General features: G+C 71.5%; 14 protein-coding genes. 11 read left to right on the forward strand and 3 right to left on the reverse strand.

Annotated features, from left to right (window positions below):
* The first annotated feature begins 1 nt into the window (after position 1).
* Together secF and RGE_RS02230 are read left to right on the forward strand one after the other, a co-directional pair.
* On the forward strand, positions 2 to 1,036 hold the full coding sequence (gene secF / locus RGE_RS02225) for a protein translocase subunit SecF (RefSeq protein ID WP_014426672.1): 1,035 nt from the start codon (positions 2 to 4) through the stop codon (positions 1,034 to 1,036).
* A 49-nt stretch (positions 1,037 to 1,085) separates the two neighbouring features.
* Positions 1,086 to 3,404 carry a DUF1631 family protein gene (locus RGE_RS02230; protein ID WP_014426673.1) on the forward strand — a complete coding sequence of 773 codons (2,319 nt, stop codon included), beginning with the start codon at positions 1,086 to 1,088 and terminating at the stop codon, positions 3,402 to 3,404.
* 94 nt (positions 3,405 to 3,498) lie between these two features.
* Here RGE_RS02230 and RGE_RS02235 read toward each other — a convergent pair whose 3' ends face one another.
* From RGE_RS02235 to RGE_RS02245, 3 genes are read right to left on the reverse strand one after another with little or no spacing between them, the layout of a single operon-like run.
* Positions 3,499 to 3,951: a DUF494 family protein gene (locus RGE_RS02235; RefSeq protein WP_014426674.1), complete on the reverse strand. Its 453-nt coding sequence runs from the start codon at positions 3,949 to 3,951 to the stop codon at positions 3,499 to 3,501.
* Between the two features lie 46 nt (positions 3,952 to 3,997).
* Positions 3,998 to 5,089, reverse strand: coding sequence for a DNA-processing protein DprA (gene dprA / locus RGE_RS02240; RefSeq protein ID WP_014426675.1), 1,092 nt, complete (start codon positions 5,087 to 5,089; stop codon positions 3,998 to 4,000).
* 22 nt (positions 5,090 to 5,111) lie between these two features.
* Positions 5,112 to 6,290 carry a LysM peptidoglycan-binding domain-containing protein gene (locus RGE_RS02245; protein WP_014426676.1) on the reverse strand — a complete coding sequence of 393 codons (1,179 nt, stop codon included), beginning with the start codon at positions 6,288 to 6,290 and terminating at the stop codon, positions 5,112 to 5,114.
* A 220-nt stretch (positions 6,291 to 6,510) separates the two neighbouring features.
* On the opposite strand from RGE_RS02245, the gene def reads away from it, so the two are divergent.
* The 9 genes from def (at position 6,511) to pyk (ending at position 15,573) form a co-directional block, all read left to right on the forward strand.
* Positions 6,511 to 7,029 (forward strand): peptide deformylase, encoded by a 519-nt coding sequence (def, locus tag RGE_RS02250; protein ID WP_014426677.1) that lies wholly within the window; start codon positions 6,511 to 6,513, stop codon positions 7,027 to 7,029.
* A 5-nt stretch (positions 7,030 to 7,034) separates the two neighbouring features.
* Complete coding sequence (gene fmt / locus RGE_RS02255; RefSeq protein ID WP_014426678.1) at positions 7,035 to 7,976, forward strand: methionyl-tRNA formyltransferase; 942 nt, start codon at positions 7,035 to 7,037, stop codon at positions 7,974 to 7,976.
* Between the two features lie 92 nt (positions 7,977 to 8,068).
* The gene (locus RGE_RS02260; RefSeq protein WP_014426679.1) at positions 8,069 to 8,398 is read left to right on the forward strand and encodes a hypothetical protein; all 330 of its coding nucleotides are present in this window, start codon (positions 8,069 to 8,071) and stop codon (positions 8,396 to 8,398) included.
* A gap of 117 nt (positions 8,399 to 8,515) precedes the next feature.
* Entirely contained in the window at positions 8,516 to 9,244 is a 729-nt protein-coding gene (locus RGE_RS02265) for a head GIN domain-containing protein (RefSeq protein ID WP_043783734.1), read from the forward strand.
* 56 nt (positions 9,245 to 9,300) lie between these two features.
* Positions 9,301 to 10,020 (forward strand): AzlC family ABC transporter permease, encoded by a 720-nt coding sequence (locus RGE_RS02270; protein WP_014426681.1) that lies wholly within the window; start codon positions 9,301 to 9,303, stop codon positions 10,018 to 10,020.
* Positions 10,017 to 10,358: an AzlD domain-containing protein gene (locus tag RGE_RS02275; protein WP_014426682.1), complete on the forward strand. Its 342-nt coding sequence runs from the start codon at positions 10,017 to 10,019 to the stop codon at positions 10,356 to 10,358. The genes RGE_RS02270 and RGE_RS02275 overlap by 4 nt, the downstream gene beginning before the upstream one ends.
* 61 nt (positions 10,359 to 10,419) lie before the next feature.
* A complete protein-coding gene (locus RGE_RS02280) occupies positions 10,420 to 11,613 on the forward strand; it encodes a phosphoglycerate kinase (RefSeq protein WP_014426683.1) in 1,194 nt (397 codons plus the stop codon).
* A gap of 113 nt (positions 11,614 to 11,726) precedes the next feature.
* Entirely contained in the window at positions 11,727 to 14,054 is a 2,328-nt protein-coding gene (locus RGE_RS02285) for an NADP-dependent malic enzyme (protein WP_014426684.1), read from the forward strand.
* Between the two features lie 91 nt (positions 14,055 to 14,145).
* On the forward strand, positions 14,146 to 15,573 hold the full coding sequence (gene pyk / locus RGE_RS02290; RefSeq protein ID WP_014426685.1) for a pyruvate kinase: 1,428 nt from the start codon (positions 14,146 to 14,148) through the stop codon (positions 15,571 to 15,573).
* Positions 15,574 to 15,584: the final 11 nt, after the last annotated feature.

Genomic DNA, 15,584 nt, shown 5'->3' on the forward strand with positions numbered 1-15,584 from the left:
TATGGAGTTCTTCCGTTTCCGCCGCGACATCCCGTTCATGCGCTACACGCTGGCGCTGAACGTCATCTCGTTCCTGACCTTCCTCGCCGCGGTGTTCTTCCTGTTCAGCCGCGGGCTGCACCTGTCGATCGAGTTCACCGGCGGCACCGTCGTCGAGGTCGCGTACTCGCAGCCGGCCGACCTGGAGCGCACGCGCCAGGCGGTCGAGAAGCTGGGCTTCGGCGAAGTGCAGGTGCAGAACTTCGGCACCTCGCGCGACGTGATGATCCGGCTGCCGCTGCGCGACGGCCAGAAGCAGGATCAGGTGGCCGGCCAGGTGTTCGGCGCGCTGTGCGCGGCCGAAAGCGGCAGCACCGGCACCAAGGAGTACACGACGCCGCAGGGCGAGCAGGTCAGCCGTCCGTCGTGCACCACGGCGGCCGGCGCCGAGCCGCTGAGGCTGTCGCGCACCGAGCTCGTCGGGCCGTCGGTCGGCGCCGAGCTGGCGCGCGACGGCGCGCTGGCGCTGGGCTTCACGGTGCTGGGCATCATGATGTACTTGGCCTTCCGCTTCGAGTGGAAGTTCGCCGTCGCGGGCATCATCGCCAACCTGCACGACGTCGTGATCATCCTGGGCTTCTTCGCCTTCTTCCAGTGGGAGTTCTCGCTGGCGGTGCTGGCGGCGGTGCTGGCGGTGCTGGGCTACTCGGTCAACGAGTCGGTCGTCATCTTCGACCGGATCCGCGAGACCTTCCGCAAGATGCGCAAGATGTCGACGCACCAGGTGATCGACCACGCGATCACGAGCACCACGAGCCGCACGATCATCACCCACGGCTCCACGCAGATGATGGTGCTGTCGATGCTGTTCTTCGGCGGCGCGACGCTGCACTACTTCGCGGTCGCGCTGACGATCGGCATCCTGTTCGGCATCTACTCGTCGATCTTCGTCGCCGCCGGCATCGCGATGTGGCTCGGTGTCAAGCGCGAGGACCTGGTGAAGGCAGGGGTCAAGGAGAACGATCCGAACGACCCGAACGCCGGGGCCGTGGTGTAGAGTCGGTGCAACGGCCGCCCGCGGCCTTGCACAGACGGACGACCGACCGATGGCGGCCGGCGCCCCCAACACCAACCTCGCGAGCCAGGCCCGGCGCCTGTACACCGAGGAACTGGTCAAGGGCCTGCCGGCCCTGGTGCAGGCAGCGCTCGACGGCGCCCGTTCCCTCTTCGAGAAACCGACCGAGCACGCCGCGTTCCAGCGCCGCCGCGACATGCTGCAGGGGCTGAACGCCGGTGCGCAGTCCTGGCACCGCGGCTTGGTCAACGGCCTGCGCCACGCGCTGCTGCACGGCGGCTCGACCACCCGTCTCGGCGACCTGCCGTCGATGTCGCCGGGCCAGCTGACGCTGGTCGACGACGACACGATCGAACTCGAGATCGTCACCTCGCGCCTGGCGCTGGCGATGATGGACCGCGCGTCCTGGGAGTTCGCCGACCTGCGCTCGCGCATCGCCCACCTCGAAGGCCGCGGCGAGCTCGACGCCCACGACATGCTGCGCGCCCACGTGCTGGCGCGCATCGTCTTCGAGGCCTGGCGCGCGTCGGGCCAGACGCTGGTGTCGTGGCGCGAACTGCAGCCGGTGCTGCACGAGGAGTTCGCGCTGCTGGCCGAGGAGGCCTACCACGAGACCAACCGCTGGCTCGCCGAACGCGGCGTGCTGCCGGAGGTCGATCTGCGGCCCTTCATCCGCCGTTCGCGCAGCCATCCGGCGGCGCTGCCCTCGGGCGGCGGCTACGCAGGTAGCGGTGACTCGGGGCCGCCGACGGGTTTCGGCCACACGCCGATCTCCGGCCCGCCCTCGGCCTACGGCTCGGGCAGCGGGCTGATGCGCGGCGTCGGCGACGAGACGCGCATGATGACCCGGGCGGCGCCGTTCGCGCGCGGCCGTGACCACGCCGAGGCGGTGCTCGGCCGGCTCAACCGGCTGGTCGGGCGCCAGGTGCCGGCGTTCGGCCAGTCGACGCGGCCGCAGGGCCTGTCGCCGGGTTTGGCGCGCGCGATCGACACCGCCGAGGCCGGCATCCGCCAGCGCATGACGACGACGGCCGCCGGCGTCGACGCGCCGGCCACCTCGCCAGTGCTGCTGGAGGACATCCAGCAGCGCAAGCAGCAGCTGAAGAAGGCCGCCGCGACGCCCGAGGAGCGCGCCACGATCGAGATCGTCGCGCTGCTGTTCCAGAGCATCCTGACCGAGGAGCGCATCCCGGCGGCGGTGCGCGTCTGGTTCGCGCGGCTGCAGATGCCGGTGCTGCGCGTGGCCGTCACCGAGCCCGATTTCTTCGCCACCGTCGACCACCCGGCACGCCGCCTGATCGACCGCATGGGCGCCTGCGTGATGGGCTTCGACAGCGCTGCGCAGAAGGTCGGCGACGCGCTGGAGCGCGAGATCAAGCGCATCGTCCAGGTCGTCGAGGCCTATCCCGACACCGGCCGGCGCGTCTTCCAGACCGTGCTGACCGAGTTCGAGAAGTTCCTCGAGCACTACTTCCGCACCGAGAACGAGGCCACGCGGCGCGGCGTCTCGCTGGCCCAGCAGGTCGAGCAGCGCGAGACGCTGGCGATCCAGTACACGATCGAGCTGCGCCGCATGTTGAACGACATGCCGGTGCAGGAAGGCGTGCGCCAGTTCCTGTTCCACGTCTGGGCCGACGTGCTGGCGACGACCGCCGTGCGCTACGGCGCCCAGGGCCAGGAGACGCGCTCGATGAAACGTGCCGCGGCCGACCTGATCTGGTCGGCCAGCGCCAAGGTCACGCGCGAGGAGCGCGCCGAGGTCATCCGCCGCCTGCCGCCGCTGCTGAAGTCGCTGCGCGAGGGCATGGCCTCGGCCGGCATGGACGCCGAGCGCCAGGACGAGCAGATCCAGCAGCTCAACAACTCGCTGGCGGCGGCTTTCACCGCCAAGACCGCGGCCATTCCGGACGACCGTCTGCGCGAGCTGATGGACCGGCTGGAGACGCTGGAAGAGCTGCTGCCCGACGCCGAGGACGTGCGCATCGACGAGTCGATGGTGCTCGACCTGTCGGGCCACCAGAGCGCCGACCTGGAGGTCGTGCTCGACGGCGGCTCGATGCCGTCGCCGGCGATGCTGGCCTGGGCGCGCGAGCTTCAGGTCGGCAGCTGGTTCATGCTCGAGTACCGCGACCGCAACGAGGCGGTGCAGCTCGCCTGGCAGGGCATGCGGCGGCAGCTGTCGCTGTTCGTCACCGCCCAGGGCCGCTGCGTGCTGTTCCAGCAGCAGCGGCTGGCCTCGTACCTGCAGGCCGGGCTGCTGCTGCCGGCGCAGGACGAGGCGCTGACGGTGCGCGCGACACGCAGTGCGCTGGCCAAGCTCGACGTCGACGCGTCGCGGCTGCTGAACTGAGGGTTCGGGGGAGGGCGGGCTCAGCCGTCGCGCGTGAAATCGCGCTCGGGCCTGAGCCAGGCGCGCAAGGCCTTCCGGCCTCGTGCGTGCGGGCTCAGTGGATCAGCCGGTCTTCGGCGGCGACGAAGAGTTCGTCGAGGATCAGCGCGTCGGGCTCTTCGCCCAGGCTCCAGAAGACCATCAGGACGATGATCTTCAGGTCTTCCAGCCCGATCGGGCCGGTGCCGACAGCGGTCGCGCGGTCGATGACCATCTCGCGCATCGGCGCCGGCAGCACGCCGGCGGACTCGAGGAAGCAGATGAAGCCGATCGATTCCTCGCCGAGCAGGTCACGCTCGGCCTCGGTGTAGACGCGCAGGCTGCCCGGCATCGCGCTGCCGACGCTGGTGTCGGCACTGTGGGCCAGGCCTTCCAGCCAGCGCAGCGCTTCCTGGATCTCGTCGGACTCGAAGCCGACGGCCGACAGCTTGCGCTGGAGCTGCTGGGGGTCGGGACAGGCGTCCGGCCGCCAGTAGTTCTCGTAGAGGTACACGAGGACGTCGAACATGGATTCACTATACCCCAGGGGGCCCGCCGCTGCCCGCGGCCCGGACTCAGCCCGCGATGCGGCGTTGGAAAAGTCCGCCCGGCAGGCGCGCGACCCGGCCGTCGAGCTCCAGCTCGAGCAGCTTGGCGCTCAGTTCTGCGCTCGGCCAGCCGGTGCGCGCCAGCAGCGCGTCCAGCGTCGCCGGGTCGTGGCCGAGCGCGGCGAGCAGCGGGTCCTCGGCTTCGTCGCCCGTCTCGGCAGGCGCTGCTGCCGGGCGCGTGCCGCGCAGCGCTTCGAGGATGTCGGCGGCGCTCTCGACGAGCAGCGCGCCCTGGCGGATCAGCGCGTGGCAGCCCTTGGACTGCGCCGAGTGGATCGAGCCGGGCACCGCGAACACCTCGCGCCCGGCTTCGACGGCCAGGCGGGCGGTGATCAGCGAGCCCGAACGCGGCGCTGCCTCGACGACCAGCGTGCCGCGCGAGAGTGCCGCGATGATGCGGTTGCGCTGCGGGAAGTGCTCCGGCAGCACCGGCGTTCCCGGGTCGTACTCGCTGACGATGGCGCCGGTGTCGGCGATGCGCCGCGCCAGCGCGCGGTGGCGTGCCGGGTAGACGCGGTCGGGGCCGGTGCCGACGACGGCGAGCGTGGTGCCGCCGGCGGCAAGCGCGCCTTCGTGCGCCGCGCCGTCGATGCCGGCGGCCAGGCCGGAGACGACGCTCAGGCCGGCCTGCGCCAGTTCGCGGGCGAACTCGCGGGCGTTGGCGAGGCCTTGCGGCGTCGCGTCGCGGCTGCCGACGATGGCCACCGACTCCGCGGCCAGCAGCGAGGCACGGCCCTGCACGTACAGCAGCAGCGGCGGGTCGGCGGTCTGCAGCAGCAGCGGCGGATAGAGCGCGTCGCCCAGCGTCAGCACGTGGCGCTCGGCGCCGTCGGCCAGCCAGGCGCGTGCGGCGGTCAGGCGGGCCTCGCACTCGGGCTCGCGGCGCGCCATCGTCGCTGCCAGCGCCGGCCCGCCGAGCTCGGTCAGCGCCTGCGCCGTCGCGCCCAGCGCCGCATCGGGGCTGCCGAAGGCCGCGAGCATGCGGCGCGCGCCTTCGCGGCCGAGTCCCGGCGTCTGCAGCAGGCGGAACCAGGCGTCGAAGTCGTCCGGGATCGCCACGGCGGCCTGCCGATCAGCCGGCTCAGGGGCTGGTGAAGCGATCTCCGGGCACGACCGGATCCTTCACGTTGACGATCAGCGCGTAGGACACGCGCTCGAAGACGCGGAACACGAAGAGCAGGCCGTGGCGCTCGTCGGGCAGCTGGATCGGCGTCTTCTTGCCGCTGGTGGTGTCGAAGTCGGCGCGCCCGGCGCGCCACAGCGCCAGCACGTGGCCGCGTTCCAGGCCGTCGCGGCGGCCCTTGTTCAGCGCGACGATCTGGTTCTGGCCGGCCGACAGCGCGTCGCCGTACAGCGAGGCGATGCGGCCTTCGACCGGCACCGCGGGCGCGTGCGGCGCGTAGGCGGTCAGCTCGCGCTGCGGCACGGGCGACAGCCGGTCGCCGACGCCGGCTTCCATGCGGATCGTGGTGACGACGAAGGTCGCCGGCACCGCGCGCGGCTTGCCGTCGGCGCCCAGGCGTTCCTCGCCAGGGCGCACGTAGTCGGCGGTGCCGACGTAGCGCGCCTCGTAGCCGAGGATCTCGCGCGTCTCGGGGTCGCGCACCGGCTGGGGTTCGCGGAACAGGCGGAACTCGCGTGCGCCGCCCAGGTCGCCCATCACGTAGGCGGTCTCGCCGCGCGACAGCAGCACGCGGCCTTCCTGCGTCGCGACGATGCGCGGCGCGAGTTCGAGTTCGTTGGTCTCGAAGACCACCGCCTCGTTGAGGAAGGGGCCGATCAGGTGCAGCGGGATCGAGGCGATGGCGCCGTTGTCCAGCAGCTCCGAGCGCACGCGCGGCGACAGGCGTTCGACCGGCGGGTCGGCGCTCACCGACTGGCCGACCTGCAGCATCGCGCGGCCGTCGCGCTTGACCAGCACCAGCACCTGGCCGGGGAAGATCAGGTGCGGGTTGCGGATCTGGTCGAGGTTCATGCCCCACAGCTCGGGCCAGCGCCAGGGGCTCTTCAGGAACAGCTTGGAGATGTCCCAGAGCGTGTCGCCGCGCTTCACGACGTGCGACTCGGGCGCGTCGGGCGCCAGTTCGGACAGCGGCACGCCGGCCTGCGCGACCTGACGCGCGGTGTCGCGTTGCGTCGGCGTCACGGGATAGTTCGGCGCGGCCTGCGCGGGCAGCGCGGCGGCGACGGCGGCGGCCATGGTGGCCTGCGCGGCGACGGCACCCCAGCGCGTGATCTTCAGCGGCCTCGGGCGGCTCATGGGTCTTTGCTCTCCTCGCAAGGGGCGTCGCGCGGCGGGTGCGACAATTCGCAGGGGCTGCGGGCGCGAACTGCTCACTTGAATTGGCAGATTCTGCCCGTAAACCCTTGATGTCGTAACGAAATCGTCGTTGCCGCCGCGCCCGCGTGCAGCCGTTCACGCTGCCGGGCGCCGCGACGTGGCCCGGCTCCGACGACCGGGCACCATTCGCCGCCGCACCATGGCCCAACTCCCCATCCTGCGTTATCCCGATCCCCGGCTGCACAAGGTCGCCAAGCCCGTCGAGGCCGTCGACGCGCGCATCAAGCAGCTCGTCGCCGACATGCTCGAGACGATGTACGAATCCGAAGGGGTCGGCCTGGCGGCCACCCAGGTCGACGTGCACGAGCGCCTGTTCGTGATGGACACCTCGCCCGAACACGACCAGCCGATGGTCTTCATCAACCCGCAGATCGTCGCCCGCAGCGAGGAGCTGGTGATCTGGGAAGAGGGCTGCCTGTCGGTGCCGCAGGTCTGGGACAAGGTGACGCGCAACGCCCGCGTGACGGTGCGTGCGCTCGACCGCGAAGGCGCCGAGTTCGACATCGCGCTCGACGGCCTGGCCGCGGTCTGCGCCCAGCACGAGATCGATCATCTCGACGGCAAGGTGTTCGTCGAGTACCTCAGCCTGCTCAAGCGCGAACGCATCAAGATCAAGATGGCCAAGCGCGCCCGCGAAGAAGCGCGCGGCGTCGCATGATCCGTTTGCGCGCGGCCTTCGCCGGCACGCCCGAGTTCGCGCGTGTCGCGCTCGACGCGATGCTCGCCGCCGGCATCGAGGTGCCGCTGGTGCTGACCCAGCCCGACCGCCCGGCCGGCCGCGGCATGAAGCTGCAGGCCTCGCCGGTCAAGCAGTGCGCGCTGGCGCACGGCCTGCCGGTGGCGCAGCCGCGCAGCCTGCGGCTGGACGGCAAGTATCCCGACGAGGCCGCGGCCGGACGCGCGGCGCTCGAACAGGCGGCGCCCGACGTTCTCGTCGTCGCCGCCTACGGCCTGATCCTGCCGCAGTGGGTGCTGGACCTGCCGCGCCTGGGCTGCATCAACATCCACGGCTCGCTGCTGCCGCGCTGGCGCGGCGCGGCGCCGATCCACCGTGCGATCGAGGCCGGCGACGCCGAGACCGGCATCACGATCATGCAGATGGACGCCGGCCTGGACACCGGGCCGATGCTGCTGAAGGAATCGCTGGTCATCGCCGCCGACGACACGACGGCGACGCTGCACGACAAGCTGGCGGCGCTGGGCGCGCGCCTGGTCGTCGACGCGCTCGGCCGGCTCGACGCGCTGCCGCCCCAACCGCAGCCCGAAGCAGGCGCTAACTATGCCGCCAAGATCGAGAAGGCCGAGGGCGCCGTCGACTGGACGCTGCCGGCGGCCGTCATCGAACGCCGCGTGCGCGCCTTCGATCCCTTCCCCGGCTGCAGCTTCACGCTCGACGGCGAGGCGTTCAAGCTCTGGCGTGCCGCGGTCGTGGCCGGGTCCGGCGAGCCGGGCCGCGTGCTCGCGGCGGGCGAGGGCGGTCTCGTCGTCGCCTGCGGCGAAGGCGCGCTGGAATTGCGCGAACTGCAGCGCACCGGCGGCCGCCGCGTGCCGGCGCGCGAGTTCCTGAAGGGCCGGCCGGTCGCGCCGGGCACGCGCCTGGGCTGAACGGCGGCGCTCAAGCCGCCGCCGCGGCGGCCGATATTCCGGCGGTGAAGATCCTTCGCCTCCGTCTCCCGCTCCGTGTCGCGGCCGCTGTCGTGCTGCCGCTGGCCATCGCCGGCTGCGACCAGCTCGGCATCGAGTCGGCTTCGGCCGTCGCCGCCAAGAAGGACGCCGACGGCCGCGCCATCGGCGCCGCCTGCCGTCACGCCGGCCGCGCGATCGAGGACTGCTTCGGCATGAACAAGAAGGCCGACAAGGCCGCCGTGTTCGCCGGCTGGAAGGAGATGAACGACTACATGCGCGAGAACAACATCGAGGTCGTTGCGCCGCAGGGCGCCGCCACCGCGGTCGCCAAGGACGCGGCGCCCGAGGACGCCAAGGACGACGCGCCGGCGGCCGACGCCGGCCACAAGAAGCACTCCTGACGACGGTCCGGGCGGGCGCCACGGCGTTCCGTCGGCCGCGGCTGCGCTTCGTCGCAGCGTGATGGCCGTGATGCGGCGGCGCAGGCAGGATGCCGGCATCCGTCTGGAGCCGCTGCCATGAAAAGACTTCTCTCCACCCTCGCCGTCGCCGGCGCTTCGGCGATGTTCGCCGTGCTCAGCTTCGCCGCCGCGCCCGCGCAGGCGGCGACGATGACCGACTTCGGCCCGCTGGCCGACTTCAGCGCGATCCAGGTCAGCGGCCCGGTCGACCTCGCGGTGCGTCCCGGCGCGCGCGAGTCCGTGCGCCTGGACGGCGACGCCGATCTGCTGGCGCGGCTGGAGGTCAAGGTCGAGGAGCGTCGCGGCCAGCGCACGCTGGTGATCCGCGTGCGCGAGGAAGGCTTCTCGTTCTTCAACCGCGGCAAGGCCAAGGCCAGCGTCGAGGTCGTCAACCTGCGACGCGTGGGCAGTTCGGGCTCGGGCAACATCGAGCTCGAGGACCTGAAGACGCCGGTGCTGGCGCTGGGCCTGGCCGGCTCGGGCAACGCCCGGCTGAACCGGCTGGACGCGGCCAAGCTGGCGGTGTCGATCGCCGGCAGCGGCAACGTCACCGGCGACGGCCGTGCGAGCGATCTGTCGGTGGACATCGCCGGCAGCGGCAATGCCCGCTTCGCGTCGCTGCCGGCCGACAGCGTCACGGTGTCGATCGCCGGCAGCGGCAATGCCGATGTCACCGCCGACTCGTCGCTGACGGTGTCGATCGCCGGCTCCGGCGACGTGCGCTACGGCGGCAAGGCGGCGCCGCACACCAGCATCGTCGGCAGCGGCCGGGTGCGTGCGCGCTAGTCCCCGCGCCGGCGCGGTGCCGGGGCCGATGGGACAATCGGCGCATGTCTGATGGGATGTTCGGCTGGCGCCACCCCGAGTTCCGGCGTGGCGCCCGCGAGATGGCCGGCATCCTGCCCGGCATCGGCGCCTGGGGGTTGATCACCGGCGTCGCGATGATCAAGGCCGGGTTGTCGGTGCCGGCGGCGGTGGCGATGACGCTCTTCGTCTACGCCGGCTCGGCGCAGCTGGCGGCGCTGCCGCTGATCACCGCCGGCGCGCCGCTGTGGGTGATCTGGGCCACCGCCTTCTGCGTCAACCTGCGCTTCGTCATCTTCAGCGCCCAGTGGCGGCCGTACTTCGCCGTCTACCCGCGTGCCGAACGCACGCGCATGGCCTTCTTCAGCGGCGACCTGAACTACATCCTGTTCATGCGCCGCTTCCCCGATCCGGTGCCCGCGCCCGAGCAGAAGCCGTACTTCTGGGGCGGCGCGGTGTCCAACTGGTTCGCCTGGCAGATCCCGTCGATGCTCGGCATCGCGATGGCCGACGTGATCCCCACGTCCTGGGGCATCGGCTTCGCCGGCACGCTGGCGCTGATCGGCCTGGCCTGCTCGCTGCTCGGCAGCCGTTCGTCGCTGGTGGCCGCGGCCGTCGCCGGCTGCGCCGCGGTGGCGGCCTACGCGCTGCCGCTCAGGCTGAACATCGTCGTCGCGATCGCCGCGGCGGTGGCCATCGGCCTCTTGATGGAGCGCACGCGTCCCGGCCCCGCCACGCCGGTGGGGGGCACGAGATGATCGACTGGGCCGGCGTGCTGCACATGGCGCTCGCGATCGCCGGGCTGGCGGCGATCACCCTCGTCACGCGCGCCTTCTTCATCCTGCCCGAGCGCGAACTGCCGATGCCCGCCTGGCTGCGCGAAGGCCTGCGCTACGCGCCGCTGGCGGCGCTGATGGCCGTCGTCGCGCCCGAGGTCGTGATGTCGCAGGGCCATCTGATCGACACCTGGCGCGACCCGCGGCTGTTCGCCGCGGCAGCCGGCGCCGGCTGGTACTTCTGGCGCCGCGGCATCCTCGGCACCATCGTCGTCGGCAGCGCGGTGATGGTCGGCCTGCGCCTGGGGCTCGGCTGGTAGCCCGGCCCGGCGCCGGGATGCGACACTAGCGGCCGTCTTTCGTCAGCCTGTCGCTCACACCATGAACGTCCTGCGCTTTTCCGACCTCGCCGCTTCCGGCCGCGCCCGCGGCCAGCGTGTCTTCATCCGTGCCGACCTCAACGTGCCGCTGTCCGACGACGGCCAGATCACCGAGGACACCCGCGTGCGCGCCTCGGTGCCCTGCATCAAGATGGCGCTGGACGCCGGCGCCGCGGTGATGGTCACCTCGCACCTGGGCCGCCCGACCGAAGGCGAGTTCAAGCCCGAGGATTCGCTGGCGCCGGTCGCCAAGCGCCTGGGCGAGCTGCTCGGCCGCGAGGTGCCGCTGGTCGCCAACTGGGTCGACGGCGTCGACGTCCAGCCCGGCCAGGTCGTGCTGCTGGAGAACTGCCGCGTCAACAAGGGCGAGAAGAAGAACAAGGAAGAGCTGGCACGCAAGATGGCGGCGCTCTGCGACATCTTCGTGCACGACGCCTTCGGCACCGCGCACCGCGCCGAGGCCAGCACCTACGGCATCGCCGAGTACGCCAAGATCGCCTGCGCCGGCCCGCTGCTGGCCGCCGAGATCGACGCCATCAGCAAGGCCCTGGCCAACCCGAAGCGGCCGCTGGTGGCCATCGTCGCCGGCAGCAAGGTCAGCACCAAGCTGACGATCCTGCAGAGCCTGGCCAAGAACGTCGACGGCCTGATCGTCGGCGGCGGCATCGCCAACACCTTCATGCTGGCTGCCGGCCTGAAGATCGGCAAGAGCCTGGCCGAGCCCGACCTGCTGGGCGAGGCCAAGGCCGTCATCGAGGCCATGAAGGCCCGCGGCGCCGAGGTCCCGATTCCCGTCGACGTCGTCACCGCCAAGGCCTTCGCCGCCGACGCGCCGGCCACCGTCAAGGACGCGGCCGACGTCGCCGACGACGACCTGATCCTCGACATCGGCCCCAAGACCGCGGCGCTGCTGGCCGACAAGCTGAAGGCCGCCGGCACCATCGTCTGGAACGGCCCGGTCGGCGTCTTCGAGTTCGACGCCTTCGCCCACGGCACCGAGACGGTGGCGCGTGCGATCGCCGCCAGCGACGCCTTCAGCATCGCCGGCGGCGGCGACACGCTGGCCGCGATCGCCAAGTACGGCATCGAAAAAGACATCGGCTACATCTCTACCGGCGGTGGCGCCTTCCTCGAAGTGCTCGAGGGCAAGACGCTGCCGGCCTTCGAGATCCTGACCCGCCGCGCGGCTGCCTGAAGCCCCGGCGGCACCGGCGCACGCCGGTGCCCACGAGCCGGCGGCGGGCGCCGCCGGCCGTTTTGCATTCGCCCCCGGCAAGGCATCAACGCCGGGGCGCGAGGAGTTCCCCCTTGGACAAGAAGCTCTCCGACGCCGAAGCCGCACTGCGCGAGGCGGCGCTGGACTACCACCGCGCTCCCGTGCGCGGCAAGATTTCCGTCACCCCGACCAAGCCGCTGTCCAACCAGCGCGACCTGTCGCTCGCCTATTCGCCCGGCGTCGCCTATGCCTGCCTGGCGATCGAGGAAGACCCCGCGCTGGCCGCCGAGTACACCTCGCGCGCCAACCTAGTGGCCGTCGTGACCAACGGCACCGCGGTGCTGGGCCTGGGCGACATCGGCCCGCTGGCCGGCAAGCCGGTGATGGAAGGCAAGGGCTGCCTGTTCAAGAAGTTCGCCGGCATCGACGTCTTCGACATCGAGCTCGCCGAACGCGACCCCGACAAGCTCGTCGACATCATCGCTGCGCTGGAGCCGACGCTGGGCGGCGTGAACCTCGAGGACATCAAGGCCCCCGAGTGCTTCTACATCGAGCGCCGCTTGCGTGAGCGCATGAACGTGCCGGTCTTCCACGACGACCAGCACGGCACGGCGATCATCTCGTCGGCGGCGCTCTTGAACGCGCTGGAACTCGTCGGCAAGGACATCGCGAGCGTCAAGCTGGCGGTCTCGGGCGCCGGTGCCGCGGCCATCGCCTGCCTGGACCTGATGGTCGACCTGGGCGTGCGGCGCGAGAACGTCTGGGTCTGCGACTCCAAGGGCCTGATCCAGGACCAGCGCGCCGACGTGCTGGCCGGCAAGCTCGACGAGTCGAAGATGCGCTACTGCCAGCGCGGCGAGGGCCGCACGCTGGCCGACGCGGTGGCCGGGGCCGACGTCTTCCTCGGCTGCTCGGCCGCCGGCGTGCTGACGCCGGAGATGGTGGCGACGATGGCCTCGCAGCCGGTGATCCTGGCGCTGGCCAACCCCGAGCCCGAGATCCGCCCCGAGCTGGCCAAGGCCGTGCGGCCCGACTGCATCATCGCCACCGGCCGCAGCGACTACCCGAACCAGGTCAACAACGTCCTGTGCTTCCCGTACATCTTCCGCGGCGCACTCGATTGCGGCGCGACGAAGATCACCGAGGCGATGAAGATCGCCTGCGTGCACGAGATCGCCGCGCTCGCCAAGGCCGAGGCCAGCAGCGAGGTCGCGGCCGCCTACGCCGGCAAGGAACTGAAGTTCGGCCCCGACTACCTGATCCCGACGCCGTTCGACGCCCGCCTGATCCTGCGCATCGCGCCGGCGGTGGCCAAGGCGGCGGCCGAGTCCGGTGTCGCGACGCGTCCGATCGCCGACCTCGAGGCCTACCGCCAGTCGCTGACGCGCTTCGTCTACCAGACCGGCATGTTCATGCGCCCGGTGTTCAACGCCGCGAAGGCGCGCCCGGCGCGTGTCGTCTACGCCGAGGGCGAGGACGAGCGCGTGCTGCGTGCGGTGCAGGCGGTGCTCGACGAAGGTCTGGCGCGGCCGGTCCTCGTCGGCCGTCCGGCGGTCATCGCCGAGCGGGCGGCGCAGGCCGGGCTGCGGCTCGAAGCCGGCCGCGACTACGAGGTCGTCGACCCGGCCGACCACCCGCGCTACGACGAGTACTGGCAGGCCTACCACCGCCTGATGGGCCGCGACGGCATCTCGCCCGAGGCGGCGCGCACGACGGTGCGGCGCTCGCACACGCTGACCTCGGCGCTGATGGTGCGCCGCGGCGAGGCCGATGCGATGGTCTGCGGCCTGGCCGGGCGCTACGACTCGCACCTGGAACACGTGCGTGCGGCGATCGGCCTGAAGCCCGGCGCCAAGACGCTGGCGGCGATGAACGCGCTGCCGCTGGACAGCGGCACGCTGTTCCTGGCCGACACCTTCGTAAACGAGGAGCCCAGCGCCGAGCAGCTCGCCGAGATCGCGCTGATGGCCGCCGAGGAGGTGCGCCGCTTCGGCCTGCCGCCGAAGGTGGCTTTCGTCTCGCACTCGATCTTCGGCTCGTCGGCGCGGGGTTCGGCGCAGCGCATGCGTGCGGCGCGCGACCTGTTCGTCAAGATGGCGCCGCACATCGAGTGCGACGGCGAGATGCACGGCGACGCTGCCTTGTCGGCCGAGGTGCGGGCCCGTTACCTGCCCGACAGCACGCTCACCGGCAGCGCCAACGTGCTGGTGCTGCCCAACCTGGACGCCGCCAACATCCTGTTCAACGTGCTGAAGATGACCAGCGGCCACGGCGTCACCGTCGGTCCGATGCTGCTGGGCACGGCGGCGCCGGCGCACATCCTGACGCCGTCGGCCACCGTGCGCCGGGTCATCAACATCACCGCGCTGGCGGTGGCCGAGGCGGCGACGCTGGCGGTCGTGCGGCAAGCCACGACGTAATCAGGCCGTACCCGGGCAAGCATGGCGGCGGCAGGCCTTCTGCCGATAATCGCAGGCGCTGGGTTTCCAGCGTTTCGAGAAAAGAGCCGCCATGCGAGCCACGAAGATCGTCGCCACCCTCGGACCCGCCTCGTCGTCGCCGGAGGTGCTGGAAGCGATGATCCGCGCCGGCGTCGACGTCGTGCGCATGAACTTCTCGCACGGCAAGGCGCAGGATCACATCGACCGCGCCAATCTCGTGCGCCAGGTCGCCGCCGCCGCGGGCCGGGAGGTCGCCATCATGGCCGACCTGCAGGGCCCGAAGATCCGCGTCGGCAAGTTCGCCGAAGGCAAGGTCGAGCTGGAGAACGGCGCGCCCTTCGTGCTCGACGCCTCGCGCACCGAGCCGGGCGACGTCGAATGCGTCGGCCTGGACTACAAGGACCTGCCGCGCGACGTGCGCCCCGGCGACACGCTGCTGCTCAACGACGGGCTGATCAAGCTGTCGGTCGAGCAGGTCATCGGTGACCGCGTCGCCACCCGCGTCGTCGTCGGCGGCGAGCTGTCCAACAACAAGGGCATCAACAAGGCCGGCGGCGGACTCACCGCGCCGGCGCTGACGGCCAAGGACATGGAAGACATCCGCACCGCGATGAGCTTCCAGGCCGACTACGTCGCCGTCAGCTTCCCCAAGAGCGCCACCGACATGGAGATGGCGCGCCAGCTGTGCAACGTCGCCGGCGAACCCTGGCGCCACAAGCCCGGGCTGATCGCCAAGATCGAGCGCAGCGAGGCGATCCCCGTGCTCGACCAGATCCTGCGTGCCTCCGACGGCATCATGGTCGCGCGCGGCGACCTCGCGGTCGAGGTCGGCAACGCCGCGGTGCCGGCGCTGCAGAAACGCATGATCCGCATGGCGCGCGAGGCCGACAAGATCGCGATCACCGCGACCCAGATGATGGAGTCGATGATCGTCAACGCGGTGCCGACGCGCGCCGAGGTCAGCGACGTCGCCAACGCCGTGCTCGACGGCACCGACGCGGTGATGCTCAGCGCCGAGACCGCCGCCGGCCGCTACCCGGTCGAGACCATCCAGCAGATGGCCGCGATCGCGCTGGAGGCCGAGGCCGCCGACGACTTCCGCCTCGAGACCGACTTCGCCAACAAGCGTTTCGGCCGCATCGACCAGTCGATCGCGATGGGCGCGCTGTTCACCGCCCACCACCTGGGATGCCGCGCGATCCTGGCGCTGACCGAGTCGGGCTCGACGGCGCTGTGGATGAGTCGCCACCACATCAAGGTGCCGATCTACGGCCTGACCTCGTCGTCGGCGCCGCAGCGCCGCATGACGCTGTACCGCAACGTCACGCCGCTGCTGGTGCCCAAGTTCACCGACCGCGACGAGGCGCTGGCCGCGGCCGAACGCATCCTCGTGCAGCGCGGCGTGCTGCGCCCCGGCGACACCTATGCGATCACCTGCGGCGAGCCGATGGGCCACCCCGGCGGCACGAACATGCTCAAGGTCTGCCGCGTCGCCTGACGCGGCTCGCG

It is taken from the genome of Rubrivivax gelatinosus IL144 (genome assembly GCF_000284255.1).
GTDB classification, from domain to species: Bacteria; Pseudomonadota; Gammaproteobacteria; order Burkholderiales; family Burkholderiaceae_C; genus Rubrivivax; species Rubrivivax gelatinosus_A.